This window comes from Nocardiopsis alkaliphila YIM 80379, assembly GCF_000341005.1.
In the GTDB taxonomy this organism is placed as follows: Bacteria; Actinomycetota; Actinomycetes; order Streptosporangiales; family Streptosporangiaceae; genus Nocardiopsis; species Nocardiopsis alkaliphila.
This window is the reverse complement of sequence record NZ_ANBD01000149.1, coordinates 20,718-35,640: the sequence shown is the minus strand read 5'-3', so window position 1 is coordinate 35,640 and position 14,923 is coordinate 20,718. Positions and strand designations below refer to the sequence as shown.

General features: G+C 67.8%; 11 protein-coding genes and 1 pseudogene. 4 read left to right on the top strand and 8 right to left on the bottom strand.

Annotation, left to right across the window (positions count from 1 at the left end; genetic code table 11):
• Positions 1 to 7: 7 nt before the first annotated feature.
• Positions 8 to 1,378, bottom strand: a pseudogene (locus D472_RS0120850) (acyl-CoA mutase large subunit family protein); the annotation flags it as partial.
• An 82-nt stretch (positions 1,379 to 1,460) separates the two neighbouring features.
• Positions 1,461 to 1,982, bottom strand: coding sequence for a MarR family winged helix-turn-helix transcriptional regulator (locus D472_RS0120845; RefSeq protein ID WP_026117922.1), 522 nt, complete (start codon positions 1,980 to 1,982; stop codon positions 1,461 to 1,463).
• 424 nt (positions 1,983 to 2,406) lie between these two features.
• Here D472_RS0120845 and D472_RS0120840 point away from each other — a divergent pair, with 424 nt between their 5' ends.
• Both D472_RS0120840 and D472_RS0120835 read left to right on the top strand, forming a co-directional pair.
• Positions 2,407 to 4,368 (top strand): glycosyl hydrolase family 18 protein, encoded by a 1,962-nt coding sequence (locus D472_RS0120840; RefSeq protein ID WP_017606395.1) that lies wholly within the window; start codon positions 2,407 to 2,409, stop codon positions 4,366 to 4,368.
• A gap of 244 nt (positions 4,369 to 4,612) precedes the next feature.
• Positions 4,613 to 6,283: a glycosyl hydrolase family 18 protein gene (locus tag D472_RS0120835; protein ID WP_017606394.1), complete on the top strand. Its 1,671-nt coding sequence runs from the start codon at positions 4,613 to 4,615 to the stop codon at positions 6,281 to 6,283.
• Between the two features lie 128 nt (positions 6,284 to 6,411).
• Here the strand turns inward: D472_RS0120835 and meaB are convergent, their stop codons facing one another.
• Positions 6,412 to 7,386 carry a methylmalonyl Co-A mutase-associated GTPase MeaB gene (meaB, locus tag D472_RS0120830; protein ID WP_017606393.1) on the bottom strand — a complete coding sequence of 325 codons (975 nt, stop codon included), beginning with the start codon at positions 7,384 to 7,386 and terminating at the stop codon, positions 6,412 to 6,414.
• Between the two features lie 155 nt (positions 7,387 to 7,541).
• On the bottom strand, positions 7,542 to 8,729 hold the full coding sequence (locus D472_RS0120825) for an acetyl-CoA C-acetyltransferase (RefSeq protein WP_017606392.1): 1,188 nt from the start codon (positions 8,727 to 8,729) through the stop codon (positions 7,542 to 7,544).
• A gap of 86 nt (positions 8,730 to 8,815) precedes the next feature.
• On the opposite strand from D472_RS0120825, the gene mce reads away from it, so the two are divergent.
• Both mce and D472_RS0120815 read left to right on the top strand, forming a co-directional pair.
• On the top strand, positions 8,816 to 9,274 hold the full coding sequence (gene mce, locus D472_RS0120820) for a methylmalonyl-CoA epimerase (protein WP_017606391.1): 459 nt from the start codon (positions 8,816 to 8,818) through the stop codon (positions 9,272 to 9,274).
• Between the two features lie 411 nt (positions 9,275 to 9,685).
• Positions 9,686 to 10,966 carry a DivIVA domain-containing protein gene (locus tag D472_RS0120815; protein ID WP_017606390.1) on the top strand — a complete coding sequence of 427 codons (1,281 nt, stop codon included), beginning with the start codon at positions 9,686 to 9,688 and terminating at the stop codon, positions 10,964 to 10,966.
• A gap of 103 nt (positions 10,967 to 11,069) precedes the next feature.
• On the opposite strand, the gene D472_RS0120810 is transcribed toward D472_RS0120815, so the two are convergent.
• From D472_RS0120810 to D472_RS0120795, 4 genes are all read right to left on the bottom strand, one after another.
• Entirely contained in the window at positions 11,070 to 11,801 is a 732-nt protein-coding gene (locus D472_RS0120810) for an alpha/beta hydrolase (RefSeq protein ID WP_017606389.1), read from the bottom strand.
• Between the two features lie 27 nt (positions 11,802 to 11,828).
• Complete coding sequence (locus D472_RS0120805; protein ID WP_193373501.1) at positions 11,829 to 12,158, bottom strand: ATP/GTP-binding protein; 330 nt, start codon at positions 12,156 to 12,158, stop codon at positions 11,829 to 11,831.
• 244 nt (positions 12,159 to 12,402) lie between these two features.
• Complete coding sequence (locus D472_RS0120800; RefSeq protein ID WP_017606387.1) at positions 12,403 to 13,614, bottom strand: 3-hydroxyacyl-CoA dehydrogenase; 1,212 nt, start codon at positions 13,612 to 13,614, stop codon at positions 12,403 to 12,405.
• Positions 13,615 to 13,669: 55 nt separating this feature from the next.
• Entirely contained in the window at positions 13,670 to 14,860 is a 1,191-nt protein-coding gene (locus D472_RS0120795) for an MFS transporter (protein WP_026117921.1), read from the bottom strand.
• Positions 14,861 to 14,923: the final 63 nt, after the last annotated feature.

Sequence of the window (14,923 nt, the reverse complement as noted above, 5' to 3'; positions counted from 1 at the left end):
TAATTTAGCCGTTGTCGATCCCGGCCAGGATGCCGGAGGTCATCGGGCCGATGGGATGCTCGACCTCGTCGCCGCCGCCCATGTGACGAATGCGTGCGAAGATCCGTTCGGCCTCGGCCTCGATCTCGTCGGTGAGGGCCTCCAGGTACCACGAACCACCGAGGGGATCGGCGACGTTGACGACCCCGGTCTCCTCCATGAGCACCTGCTGGGTGCGCAGGGCGATCTCGGCGGACTGTTCGGTGGGCAGGGCCAGCGTCTCATCGAGCGCGTTGGTGTGCAGTGAGTTGGTGCCGCCCAGGATCGCCGCCAAGGCCTCGACCGCGGTGCGCACCACGTTGTTGTAGGGCTGCTGGGCCGTCAGGGAGACCCCTGCGGTCTGGGTGTGGAACCGCAACCACTGGGCCTTCTCGGTCTTGGCACCGTAGACGTCGCGAATCCAGCGCGCCCAGATCCGGCGGGCGGCGCGGAACTTGGCGATCTCCTCGAAGAAGTCGATGTGGGCGTCGAAGAAGAAGGACAGCCCGGGGGCGAACAGGTCGATGTCCAGGCCTCTGGACAGGCCCAGTTCGACGTAGCCGAAGCCGTCGGCGAGGGTGTAGGCCAACTCCTGGGCGGCCGTGGCTCCGGCCTCCCGGATGTGGTAACCCGAGACCGACAACGGTTTGAAGGCCGGGATGTGTTCGGCGCAGTACTCCATCAGGTCGCCGATGAGACGCAGGTGGGGCTCCGGCGGGTACAGCCACTCCTTCTGGGCTATGTACTCCTTGAAGATGTCGGTCTGCAGGGTGCCGTTGAGGGTGCCGATGTCCACGCCCTGACGTTCGGCCGCCACCAGGTACATGCAAAAGGCCGGGATGGCGGGTCCGCTGATGGTCATGGACGTGGTGGTCTCGCCCAGGGGGATGCCGTCGAAGAGCAGGTCCATGTCGGCGACCGAGTCGACGGCCACCCCGCAGTGGCCGACCTCACCCAGGGCGTGCGGGGAGTCGGAGTCATGGCCCATGAGGGTGGGCATGTCGAAGGCCACGGAGAGCCCGCCCCCACCGGAGGCGAGGATCATCTTGTAGCGCTCGTTGGTCTGGCGGGCGTTGCCGAAGCCGGCGAACTGGCGGATGGTCCAGGCACGGCCGCGATAGCCGGTGGGATGGAGCCCTCGGGTGTAGGGGTACTCGCCGGGCCAACCGATGCGTTCGAAGCCGGGGACCTCGGAACCGGGTCGGGGGCCATAGACGGGTTCGAGGGGCCGTCCGGACAGGGAGGTGAAATCGGCGTCGCGTTTGCGTGCGGAGTCGTAACGGTGCTGCCAACGCTCGCGTCCGGACTCGATGTCCTGTGCCCCACCGCCGTTGGTGGGGTCGCCTGTGGTGTTCGCCATGACTCAAATAGTAGGACGTCCAACTAGTTATGTACAGAAGAGACGTCTTCGGCGCCACACACCCGAAACGGCCATCGGATGGTCAGGACCGGCGCACGGCCTCCACGGCCGGGGCGGGAAAGTCACCGAAGTCGACCCGGAGTCGGACGAACATCTCGTGCATGCGCCAGAGCTCCTCCTGGGAGTAGCAACCCAGCCCGAAGTCCAGGTCGAGGAGGGTCCGGGTGGCCTCCTCGGTGACCCCGCGACCGGCCTCGGTGATCTCCGCGAGCACGCCGCGACCATCGTCCGGGTTGGGACGGCGGAGCACCAAGCCCTGCCCCTCCAACCGGTCGATGGTGTTGGTGACGCTGGTCGGATGCACCATGAGTCGCTCACCGATCTTGCCCAGGGGCAGCGAGCCGGAGGAGCTGAAGGTGAGCAGGACCAGTGCCTCGTAGCGCGCGAAGGTCAGACCGAACGGCTTGAGCGCGCCGTCCAGCTCACCGATGAGGATCTGTTGCGCGCGCATGAGCGAGGTGACCGCCGCCATCGCGGGGGAGGCCCCCCATCTTTGGCTCCAGTTGTCGTGAGCGCGCTCGATCGGATCGAACGGAAGGTTCAAAGGGTTTCCCACGACGTCACTCTAGGACGTTTCCCTGGTACCGAATCCCATCGCCGACTTCCCATAACCCAAGCCACCCGTGCCTGTCAAGGAAAACATCTGGCCACAAGGGGACAGTGTGCGCCTTGAGCACTGGTCCGGTCCTCGATCTCGACAAATCCACTCCACCCCCTCGGAGACCACCTGTTCGGGAAGGGCTCCTCGAAGAAAGTCGACGTGGGCTCATTGACGCCCGAAAAACTGATAGTTAAGTTTCCTAATAATTAAACCCTCCACGTCAGAGGCATGATCATGTTCTTCCCCTCCCGATGGGCCCGCGCACCACCGCCTCCCCCGCCGTGCCCGCTCTCTACACGCCGTCGGGGCCTCACCTCCGACGCACCCCCGATCCCCCATCTCCCCGCACAGCAGGAGAAACACCAACGTGAGAGCCCTTTCCCTCCGGCGACGGTTCGCGGTCCTGGCCGCCACCGTCCTGGCCCTCCCCTTCGCCTCGGCCGTCGCTCCGGCCGCCGCGGACACCTTTGACATCACGGTGACCTACGTCGAGACCAGCCGCTGGGACAGCGGTTACGGTGGACAGCTCACCATCGAGAACGAGTCCGGCACCGCCCTGAGCGACTGGAACGTGGAATTCACCCTTCCCGCCGGAACCACCATCACCTCGCTCTGGAACGCCGCGCACTCCACCTCCGCCGGCGTCCACGTCCTCACCCCGCCCTCCTGGGGAGGTGCCGTCCCCGCCGGCGGCAGCTACTCGGTGGGTTGGAACGGCACCCATACCGGTGGCGAGACCCTTCCGGAGAATTGCCTGGTCAACGGATCCCACTGCTCCGGTGAACCAGGAGAGATCGACCAGGAGCCGCCCACCGCCCCCAGTGGCCTGACCGTCACCGCGACCACCGCGACCACCGTCTCGCTCTCCTGGGAAGCGGCTACCGACAACGTCGCCGTGGCCGGATACGAGGTGCTCTCCGCCGGTGAGCCGGTTCGCGCGGTCGGCCCCGACACCCTGAGCGCCACCGTCTCGGGCCTGGCCCCCCAGACCTCCCACGCCTTCACCGTCCGCGCCTATGACACCTCCGGAAACCGTGGACCGGAGAGCGAGCCGGTCGAGGCCACCACGGACGAAGGCGGCGACGACGGTGGGCCCGCCGACCCACCCGAGGACCTGCGCGTGGCCTACTTCACCCAGTGGGGTATCTACGATCGCGGCTACCTGGTCAACAACCTCCAGACCTCGAACACCGCGGACAAGCTCACCCACATCAACTACTCCTTCGGCAACGTCAACGCCGGCGGCGAGTGCTTCATGGCCAATCAGCTCGGCCAGGGCGACGCTTGGGCCGACTATGGACGCTCCTTCAACGACGCCCAGAGCGTCGACGGCGTGGGCGACGTGTGGAGCCAGGACCTGCGTGGCAACTTCAATCAGTTGCGCAAGCTCAAGGAGATCCACCCCGATCTGAAGGTGAACATCTCGCTGGGCGGCTGGACCTGGTCCGAACACTTCTCCGACGCCGCCTTGACCCCCCAATCCCGCGAGCGCATGGTCGGCTCCTGCATCGACCTCTACCTGCGCGGCAACCTGCCGATCTTCGACGGCGCGGGCGGGCCCGGCTCCGCTTACGGGGTCTTCGACGGCATCGACCTGGACTGGGAGTGGCCCGGCTCCGAGGGCCACGAACACAACACCGTGCGCCCCGAGGACAAGGAGAACTTCACCGCCCTGGTCAAAGAGTTCCGTGACCAACTCGACGACCTGGAGGCCGAGACCGGCCGCGACTTCGAATTGACCGCCTTCCTACCGGCGGATCCCGAGAAGATCGAGCTGGGCTTCGAGATGGACGAGCTCATGAACGACTTCGACTTCGTGACCATCCAGGGCTACGACTACCACGGTGCGTGGGAGGACCTCACCAACCACCAGTCCAACCTGGTGGAGCACCCCGACGACCCGGGACCGAACGTCTTCTCCACCCAGACCACCATCCAGGCCTATCTCGACCGTGGGGTGGACCCGGCCGAGATGGTGCTCGGCCTGCCGTTCTACAGCCGGGGTTGGACCGGGGTGGAGCCCGGCCCCAACGGTGACGGGCTCTTCCAGACCTCCACCGGCCCGGCTCCAGGTAGCTACGAGGCGGGTATCGAGGACTGGAAGGTCGTCAAAGATTTGTCCGGCTTCGACCTGTATCGCGATGACGAGTCTGGAACGGCCTGGTTGTACGACGGGAACACGTTCTGGACCTACGACGACGAGATCGCTCTGACCCAGAAGACCACCTGGGCCGTAGAGAACGGACTCGGCGGCGTCATGATCTGGTCCATCGACGGCGATGACGCCGATGGAAGCCTGATGGCCGCCGTGGACGCCGCGCTCGGCTGACCCGCGCTCCGAGTACGGCCGGGTCCCGGCTCCAGGGCCGGGACCCTTCCAGCACCCCTCACCTCGGACCGTCCGGCGCCGAAGGCCCGGCGTCGACCTGCGAACGTTCCACCTTCGGCAAGAAACCACCCGCGTGGACGTTGACGGACTCGTAATTGTTAGTTAAGTTTCCTAAAAATTTACTCCCCACGTCATACGGGCCGCCCGCACACGCCCCTTGACCCGTTCCCCAGGAGATCCCGACGTGAGCGCACGACGACTCAGGAACACATTCGCGGTCCCCGCCGCGGCCGTGCTGGCGCTGCCCATCGCGCTGTCCCCCTCCCACGCCGCCGCACAGGAGGCCGAGGCCACCGCCCCCACCGTGACCTACGTGGAGTCCGCCCGTTGGAACACCGGGTACACCGGCGAGATCACCATCCACAATCCCTCCGACACCGACCTCGCGGACTGGAGCCTGGAGTTCGACCTTCCCGAGGGCAACGGTGTCCACCAACTGTGGAACGCCACCCTCGAGGGTTCCGCTTCGAACGGCTACACCGTCACCCCACCGCGCTGGGGCGCGGTCGTGCCCGCCGGCGGCACCTACAGCTTCGGATTCAACGGAGTGCACACCGACGGCAACACCCACCTGCTCGACTGCACCATCAACGGGGCGAACTGTGCGGGTAGCCCCTCCCCCGGCCCTGAACACGACGAGCTCAGCATCGCCTATTTCACCCAGTGGGGTGTCAAGGAGCGCGACTACCACGTCCGTGACCTGGTGGAGTCCGGCAGCGCCGACAAGCTCACCCACGTCAACTACGCGTTCGGCAACGTGGGCGCCGACGGCGAGTGCTTCATGACCAACGAGCCCGAGCAGGGTGACGCGCTCGCCGACTACGGCCGCGTGGTCCCCGCCGGGGAGAGCGTGGACGGTGCCGCGGACGGTCCCGGCCAGCCCTTGCGCGGCAACTTCAATCAGTTGCGCAAGCTCAAGGAGCAGTACCCGGAGCTGAAGGTGAACATCTCGCTGGGTGGCTGGAACTGGTCCGAACACTTCTCCGACGCCGCCTCGACCCCCCGATCCCGCGAGCGCATGGTCGGCTCCTGCATCGACCTCTACCTGCGCGGCGACCTGCCGGTCATCGACGGCGCCGGTGGCCAGGGCGTGGCCTACGGGATCTTCGACGGCATCGACCTGGACTGGGAGTGGCCCGGCTCCGAGGGCAACCCGCACAACACCGTGCGCCCCGAGGACAAGGAGAACTTCACCGCCCTGGTCAAAGAGTTCCGTGACCAACTCGACGACCTGGAATCCGAGACCGGCCGCCACTTCGAGCTCACCTCGTTCATGCCGGCCGGCGCCTGGCGGCTGGACGCCGGCTACGAACTGGACGAGCTCATGAGCGGCTTCGACTTCGTCACCGTCCAAGGCTACGACTACCACGGCACCTGGGAGTCGGTCACCAACCACCAGTCCAACCTGGTCGCGGATCCGGACGACCCGGGCGAGGCACTCTCCACCCAGACCACCGTCCAGGCCTACCTGGACCGTGGGGTCGACCCCGACAAGCTCGTCCTGGGCGTGCCGTTCTATGGCCAGGGCTGGACCGGGGTGGAGCCCGGCCCCAACGGTGACGGACTCTTCCAGCCGGCCCAGGGCCCCGCCCCCGGCGTCCATGCCGACGGCACCGAGGACTGGAAGGCCCTGAAGGAACTCTCCGGCTTCGACCTACACCGCGACGACGACCTCGGTACCGCGTGGCTCTACGACGGCGAGACCTTCTGGACCTACGACGACGAGATCGCCATGGCCGGCAAGACCGACTGGGTCAAGGAGAACGGACTCGGCGGCGTCATGATCTGGTCCATCGACGGTGACGACGCCGACGGCAGTCTGATCACCGCGATCGACGCGGCGTTGGGCCGGTAGAAAGACCCCCGTTCGGTCTCACGAACGGGCACGGGCGGCGTCGGTGCTCTGATCCGGGGAGCACCGCCGCCAGGCCGGGAGGGATCGACGTGCGACGACCCCTCCCGGCCGTTTCTTCCCGTCAGGGGTCAGAGTTCCTTGAGAAGGAGGTCGGCGGCGGCGTAGGGATCACGTTCCCCCGCGGCGACCTCCCGGGCCAAGACGTCCAGACCACCATCGGCGTCCACCGCGCCCAGGCGGGAGCGCAGCGTCTCCAGCACGATCGCCTGCACCTCGCTCCGAGCCCGGGCGCCCCGCCGCGCGGCGAGTTCACCGGAGGACTCCAGGTGGGCGAAGTGCTGCTCGAGCCGCTCCCACAACTCGTCGANGTGCTGCGGGAGCCGCTCCCACAACTCGTCGATGCCCTCGCCCTGGGAGGCCACCGTCATGACGATCGGCGGTTTCCACTCGTCATCGGTACGGTCCTTCATCGCGACCATCTGACGCAGTTCGCGCAGGGCCGCCTTGGCACCGTCCCGGTCGGCCTTGTTGATCGCGAAGACGTCGGCGACCTCCAGCACCCCGGCCTTGGCGGCCTGGACCGAGTCGCCCATCCCGGGCGCGGACAGCACCACGGTGGTGTCGGCCTGTCCGGCGATGTCCACCTCGGCCTGACCCACCCCGACGGTCTCCACCAGAATGACGTCGAACCCGGCCGCGTCCAGCACCCGCAACGCGTGCGGGGTCGCCCACGACAGGCCGCCCAGGTGCCCTCGGTTGGCCATGGAGCGGATGAAGACCCCCTCGTCGATGGCGTGTTCCTGCATCCGAACCCGGTCACCCAGCAAGGCGCCACCGGTGAAGGGCGAGGACGGGTCCACCGCCAAGACGGCGACCGTCTTTCCCCGGCCACGAGCAGCGCGCACCACGGCGTTGGTGGTGGTGGACTTGCCCACTCCCGGTGAACCGGTGAACCCGACCACGCGAGCCCGACCCGTGTGGGGCGCCAACCCCGCCATGATGGGGCGCAGTTCCTCGGTCCCGTTCTCCACGAGGGTGAGCGCACGGGCCAGCGCCCTGCGGTCACCTTCACGGACCCGTTCGACCAACTGGGGGGCGTTCATCTGACTCCTCGACTCGACCACATGGGGCGAGGGCTCATGGCCCTCGCCCCATGGGTTACAGGTGCGTCGTGCGGCTTGCGAGGGTTTCCCGGGCCACACGGGTTTCAACGATTCCCGAGTACGCCGTGCCCAGGACGGACCCGGCGTACTCGCTCCTACTCGGCGGGCACGGAGAACAGCAGGGCGTCGCCCTGGCCACCACCGCCGCACAGGGCGGCGGCACCGAGGCCGCCACCACGACGACGCAGCTCGTGCACCAGGTGCAGGGCGATGCGTGCGCCCGAGGCACCGATCGGGTGGCCGAGAGCGATGGCGCCGCCGTTCACGTTGACGATGTCCTCGGAGACTCCGAGGTCCTTGGTGGACTGGAGGCCGACCGCGGCGAAGGCCTCGTTGATCTCGATGAGGTCCAGGTCCTTCACCGTCTTGCCGGCCTTGGTCAGGGCGTGCTGGATGGCGTTGGAGGGCTGGGAATGCAGTGAGTTGTCCGGTCCGGCGACGTTCCCGTGCGCACCGATCTCGGCGAGGATCGGGGCACCGAGTTCCTCGGCCTTGGCGCGACTCATCACGACCACCGCGGCGGCGCCGTCGGAGATCTGGGAGGAGGAACCGGCGGTGATGGTGCCCTCGCGGTCGAAGGCCGGCCGCAGCTTGGCCAGGCTCTGGACGGTGGTGTCCGCCCGAACGCCCTCGTCATGCTTGAACACGATCGGGTCGCCCTTGCGCTGCGGGATCTCGACGGGGACGATCTCCTCATCGAACAGACCCTTTTCGGCCGCGGCCGCGGCACGCTGGTGGGAGCGGGCGGCGAAGGCGTCCTGTTCGGCGCGTTCGATGCCGAGCTTGCCGTTGTGGCGCTCGGTGGAAGCGCCCATGGAGTCACCCTCGAAGGCATCGGTGAGGCCGTCGTGGGCCGTGGCGTCGATGACCTCGATGGACCCGTACTTGTAGCCCTTGCGGGACTTGGGCAACAGGTGCGGGGCGTTGGTCATGGATTCCATGCCGCCGGCGACCACGATGTCGAACTCACCGGCGCTGATGAGCTGGTCCGCCAAGGCGATCGCGTCCAGGCCGGACAGACAGACCTTGTTGATGGTCACCGAGGGGACGTTCATGGGGATACCGGCCTTGACGGCGGCCTGGCGGGACGGGATCTGACCGGCCCCGGCCTGCAGCACCTGTCCCATGACCACGTATCCGACCTGTTCGCCGTCGATACCGGCACGCTCCAGAGCGGCCTTGATCGCGAAACCGCCAAGGTCGGCGGCGGAGAACCCGGCGAGGGAGCCGAGGAGTCGGCCGGTGGGGGTCCGTGCCCCACCGACGATGACGGAACCGGGCATCTTAACTGGCCTCCAAGTGATGGGTGACGCACCTGGTCTGCAACGATACCCACACAGCGCACACCGACGTTCGAGAGGTTCACCCCGTGAGCGACGCACCCGTTCCCACCGGCCCGTTCTCCGTCCCGACCCGCCTGGACCACGTGGGTATCGCCTGCCACGACCTGGGCGCGTCCATCGAGTTCTACCGCCGTACGTACGGCTTCGAGGTGGAGCACGAGGAGGTGAACGAGGAGCAGGGGGTGCGCGAGGCGATGCTGCGGGTCAATGGCACGGATGACGGTGGGGCCACGTACCTGCAACTACTGGAACCGACCCGGGAGGACTCCCCCGTGGCCAAGTTCCTGGCCCGCAACGGGGAGGGGGTGCACCATCTCGCGTTCGGCACCGACGATGTCGCCGCGAGCGCCGCCGGGATCGCCGATCGGGGCGTTCGGGTCCTGGACGCCGAGCCGCGGACCGGGACCGCCGGGTCCAAGATCGTCTTCTTGCACCCCAAGGACTGTGGCGGCGTCCTCACCGAGTTGGTGCAAAGTTCGCACTGAGGGTATACAGAGGCTTACTTCGCCCGGAAATATCACGGAACCGTCCCGGAGTCATCACATCTTGTGCCCCACATGAGTGATTGGCCTCAGACCCCTCGGAAGTTACCCGAAACCCCCTTCCAAGGGATGGCACGCTTGATAAAGTCTGCTAGCCGCCGGATGTGCTTTTCATCCGGCGCTGGTCCGTGTCTTGACAGTCCGGTAGTGAACCGGGTCGGCCGTACCCAGCAGTGCCATCACACAGGGGCGGCCATCGGAGTCGGGCAGAGCCACCCTCAGCACCACTCCGGTCCGCACCTCGGCTCACTCATCCCCGGATGCATCCGTCCCACCGGGGCACAGCAGCCGCCCTCCTGCCGCCCCCCGGCAGTCCGCAAGTAGCCGTCTCGCACCTGTTCAGGATTCCGCCACATGTCGTCAAACAACATTGACACCCAGCTCAACAACATTTTCGACGAAGACAACACTCCGCCCGAGTTCGACGTGGTGCTGCGTGGCTATGACCGCACCCAGGTGCAGGACTACCTCGACGGGCTCCGCAACGAGGTCAAGCAGGCCAGTAAGGACGCTGAGAAGTACAAGGCGGAGCTGACCGCCAAGCAGCGCCAACTCCAGGAGCGCGAGCGCCCCACCTACTCCGGGCTGGGGTCGCGCATCGAGGAACTGCTGCGTCTGGCCGAGGAGCAGGCCAACGAGCTGGTCCAGAGCGCGCAGATCGACGCCAACGACATCCGTTCGGCCGCCAAGATCGAGGCGGCCGAGATGCGCGCTGCGGCCGAGTCCGAGGCCACCGAGGTCCGTACCCTGGCTCAGCGTGAGGCCGACGAACAGCGTCAGGCTGCCGAGGCCGAGGCCGAGGAGATCAGCACCACCGCCCGCCGCGAGGCCGACGAACTCTCCTCCACGACCGAGCGCGAGGTGCAAAAGAAGCGCTCCGCGGTCGACCACGAGATCGCCGAGAAGCGCGCCACCTTCGAGGGTGAGATCGCCAAGCTGCGCACCACCACCGAGCGCGAGTGCGCCCAGGCCCGCGCCGCCGCCAAACGCGAGCGCGACGAGACCATCCAGGCCGCCAAGAGCCAGGCCGAGGAACTGCGCAAGAACGCCGAGCGCGCCTACGCCGAGTCCGAGGCCCGCCGCACCGAGGCCGAGGACCAGTTCGAGCTGCAACTGGCCGACCGCCGGGCCGAGGCCGAGCGGCAGGACGCCGAGCGTCTGGCCGCCGCCCAGGCCGCGACCCAGCAGATGGTCAGCGAGGCCGAAGAACGCGCTCGCAGCGCCGAGGAGCGGGCCACCAAGGCCAGCCAGCAGGCCGAGCAGACCCGCCGCGAAGCCGAGAACCACGCCAAGCAGGTGGTCGGCAACGCCAAGAGGAACGCTGCTTCCATCGAGAGCGACGCCAAGTCCAAGGCCGAACACTTGGTCTCCGACGCCAAGTCCGAGGCCAACCGGATCATGACCGCCGCCAAGAAGGAGGTCGACGAGCTCAACCGCCAGCGCGACAGCATCCAGTCGCACCTGCAGCAGCTGCGTCAGCTGCTCGGTGGTGGTGCCGCACCGGCCCCGGCTCCGGCCGCCCCCGCGGCTCCGACCCCCGCCGCCATTCAGCAGGAGGCCACACCGGCCGAAGAGCCCAAGCAGCCGGCCCACTCCGGCAAGGGCGGCGACGACGAGGACTGGTGGCAGGAGTAGACACGACCCTTCCGGTCGTGTCGGTCTGAGATGACGAAGGGCCCGGCCCACGGAGATTTCTCCTGTGGGCCGGGCCCTTCGTCATCTCAGCGGCCGGAGGGGATCACTGGGTGTCCTTTTCCCAAGGGCCGTCCCACTCGGTGGGCAAGGGGTGGGCCTTGGGGTTGACCCGCGCGACGATCTCATCGAGCACCCGACGCACGTAGGGCTCGCCCACCCACAGGTGTTTGGCACCGTCCACCGCCACGATCTCGATCTGGGTGAGCGGGGCGAAACGCTCACGGGCTTCGGCCGGCTTGAGGAAGTCGTCGTGTTCGGGGACCAGGGCCGTGACCGGTTTGCCCGATGAGGCCCACACCTCCATGTCGGCCTCATCGGCTCGGTGCAAGGGTGGGGACAAGAGGATGGCACCCCGCACTTGGGGGTCACAGCCCCACTTCAGTGCCAGTTCCGTGCCAAAGGACCACCCCAGCAACCAGGGTTCGGGGAGTTCCTCGAATTCGGTGAACTCGATGGCGGCGATCACGTCGTGCTTTTCCGTCTCGCCCTCGCCGAACTCACCCTGACTGGTGCCGTGGCGGGAGGTGGTGCCACGGGTGTTGAAACGCAGCACCGCGATGTTGGCCAAGGCCGGCAACCGGAAGGACGCCTTACGCAGGACGTGGCTGTCCATCATGCCCTCGGCGGTGGGCAGCGGGTGCAGGCACACCAGGGTGGCGTCCGGTTTTCCGCCCTCGGGCAGGGCCAGTTCGCCGACCAACTCCAGCCCGTCAGCGGTGTGCAAGGTGATGGCACGGCGTTCGGCGGGAAGCACCGTGGTGGCGCGGATCTCCATGGGCCCTCTCTTCCATCCGGTCCAGGGTCAGTAGCGGGGAGCTCTGGGAGAGCGCCGGGAGCGCCGCTCCCAACAGGAGGAGTGCCAATGTCGCCGGTCGCCACCGTCGCCGTAGGGACGCCAGGCGACCACGTGCGCCATACCGGTGGGAATCTCCTGGGCACAGCCGGGGCAGCGGTAGACCTTGGTAGCGGCCGCACCGGGGATGCGGCGGGTCACGTACTCACCGTCCGGCCCGGTCTCTCGGCGTTGCCCTCCGGTGATGCGCAGCATGAGGGCGTCCTCGTCGGGAGGGCCGGCGGCGTTCTTGCGGCCCCGAGCGTTCTTGCGACGGGGGCTGTTTCGGCGCGGACTCACCCTTCAAGGGTAGGAGAAAACGACAGTGGCCGCCGTCACACCCCTGGTGGGAGTGTGACGACGGCCCGAAGCGACAGGGTCAGGTCCTGCTCGGTGCACCACGGGGGTCACCGTTCGGGCGCCGGCAGGGCTTGGGAGGTGCCGTAGGTGGGATCGCGAGGAACGAACCATCACACCGTAGGCGCCGAAGGTTCCTGCCCTGTCTTTTGGCGCCCGAACACGCCAAAGCGCNGAAGAACCCCGCCTAGCCATGGCAGGCGCAGCCACCGTGTGAGTCGGACTCCTCCACATCGGGGAGTCGGTCCATGAGCAGTGGGGCGGGCACCGAGATGGTGGTGAGACCGTACTCGCCCATCGCCACCAGGGTGGTGATCACGGATTCGGCGCCGCGGTCCTCCAGGAGCTCGGTGGGGCCCTTGGGGTAACCGCACCCGAACCGCATGGCGGTGTCGATGTCCTTGGCGGAGGCGTAGCCATCGCCGATCATGCGCATCGCGTCGTCGATCTGCGGGGCGATGAGCATCTCCCCGAGGTCGAGGGCCTCCTCCTCCCGCACCATCTGGGCGAGGCGACCGGTGCGCCGCGGTTCGGGGGCCTCGTCCTTGCCCCCGTAGAAGCCTTGACCGCTCTTGCGACCCAGACGCCCGGCGGCGACCATGCGACGCAGTAGCGGGGACGCGGAGTAGCGCGGATCGCGGAACTCTTCCCAAAGTACGTCCATGACGGCCAGGCACACGTCCAGGCCGACCAGGTCGGCGAGGGTGAGCGGGCCCATCGGGAGGCCGGCGGCCTTCTTGACGGACTCGTCGATCTCCTCACGGGTGGCGATCTGACGCTCGTAGAGGCGAATGCCGTCATTGATGTAGGGCACCAGCAGGGCGTTGGCCACGAAGCCGCCGCGGTCGGCGACGGTGATCGGGGTCTTACCGATGCGCTTGGCGACCTCGGTGGCGATGTCGACGGTCTCCTCCGTGGTGGAGACCGTGGTGATGACCTCGGCCAGCTTCATGACCGGGGCCGGGTTGAAGAAGTGCAGACCGACGACCTTCTCCGGGCGGTCGGTCAACGCCGCGATCTCGGTGACCGAAAGCGAGGAGGTGTTGGTCGCCAGGATCGTGCCGGGGGCACAGATCCGGTCGAGGTCGCCGAACACGTCACGCTTGATGTCCATGCGTTCGGGGACGGCTTCGACGACGAAGTCCGCGTCCGCGAGATCTTCGCGAGAGATGCTGAACGTGAGGCGCGCGTCGATGGCGCCGCGTTCGTCCTCGGTGAGTTTGCCCTTGCTGACCGCACGCGAAAGGGACTTGTCCACGTGACCACGGCCGCGGTCGAGGGCGGCCTGGTCGATCTCGACCCCGACGACGTTGAAGCCCGCACGGGCGAACACCTCAGCGATGCCCGCACCCATCGTGCCCAGTCCAACGACGCCGACCTTCTTGAATTCCTGCACCATGGGCCCAGCCTATTCGGCTCCGGTGCCCCGGAGGCGCACCGGGACCACCTCTTTGCTACCCACTGGTAATACGCCCTGGTACCACGGCGACCGCCGACGCGGCGAACGCCGCGCTCACCACGAACACCCAGGGCAGCCCGGCCACCGTGATCACCCCGGCCATGAGGACCGGTGTGAGCGTGGTGCTGACCGCCTGAAGCCAGTTCTGCACCGCCAACGCCCGCCCGGCCCACGCGGTGCCGGCGATCTCCGCCACCGCGGTGAAGGTCAGCCCGTTGTGCCACATCGTCAACACCAGACAGGCCAGCACCAACGGCACCGCGCTCCACGGCCAAGGCTCGGGCGCGAACGTGAGCAGTACCAAGGCCGAGACCGCGACGACCGCCAACAGGCGCACGGGGCGCATCCGTTCGCCGCTGCGGTCCGAGACCGCCCCCAGAACCAACCGTCCCGCCGCCCCGGGCACCTGCGCGGCCGCGACCACCGCTCCCGCCGCGGGTGGACTCCAACCTTGTTCTTGGACCAGGTAGAGCACGGCGTAGGTCATCAGGGTCACCTGGGGAACACCCAAGAACATGCTCACCACGTGGACCCGCCAGATCGTCCAGTCCCGGTAGGGCGAGCGGGGAGGTGAGGGCTCACCGATCTCCGTGGTGTCCCCGCCCACCGGCGCCCGCCGGGAACGCTCCGGTTTCGTGGGCATCGCCAGCACCAAGGGGACGGCCACGAGTGAGAGCAGTGCGGGCAGCGTCATCGCCCCCACGAACCCCCATGCCTCGGCGGCGCCGGGCAGGATCAGCGCGGACAGGCCCACTCCCAGGGGCAGCGCGGACTGTCGGATTCCCATGGCGAGGCCGCGCTCCCTCGCCGCGAACCAGACGAGGACCAGCCGGCCGCTGGCCGCGTTGACCGGGCCACCGACCGCACCCAGCAGCAACAGGACCCCCGCCACCGACCACGGTCCGGGAGCGAGCCACAACAACCCGAGGGCGCCGGCCGTCAGGACCAGGCTGAGCGCCATCGTGGCGCGCTCGCCCGCCCGATCGATGACCACGCCCCAGGCCAGCAGGGTGAGCAGCAGCCCGAAGGCGGGCAGTCCGGCCAGCACACCGGCCTGGGCCGTGCTCACCCCGAAGTCCTCCCGCAGACGCGGCAGGACGACGGGGATCCCGAAGATCGCGGAGACACTCGCCACCTGCGCCACCATGCTGATGAACAGGATGACCCAACGATTGCGCACGAACATCCGGACGACCTGGACCGCGTCGCTCGGGACCTTCGCTTCTCCCATCCGTCCCCCGTATCCCAC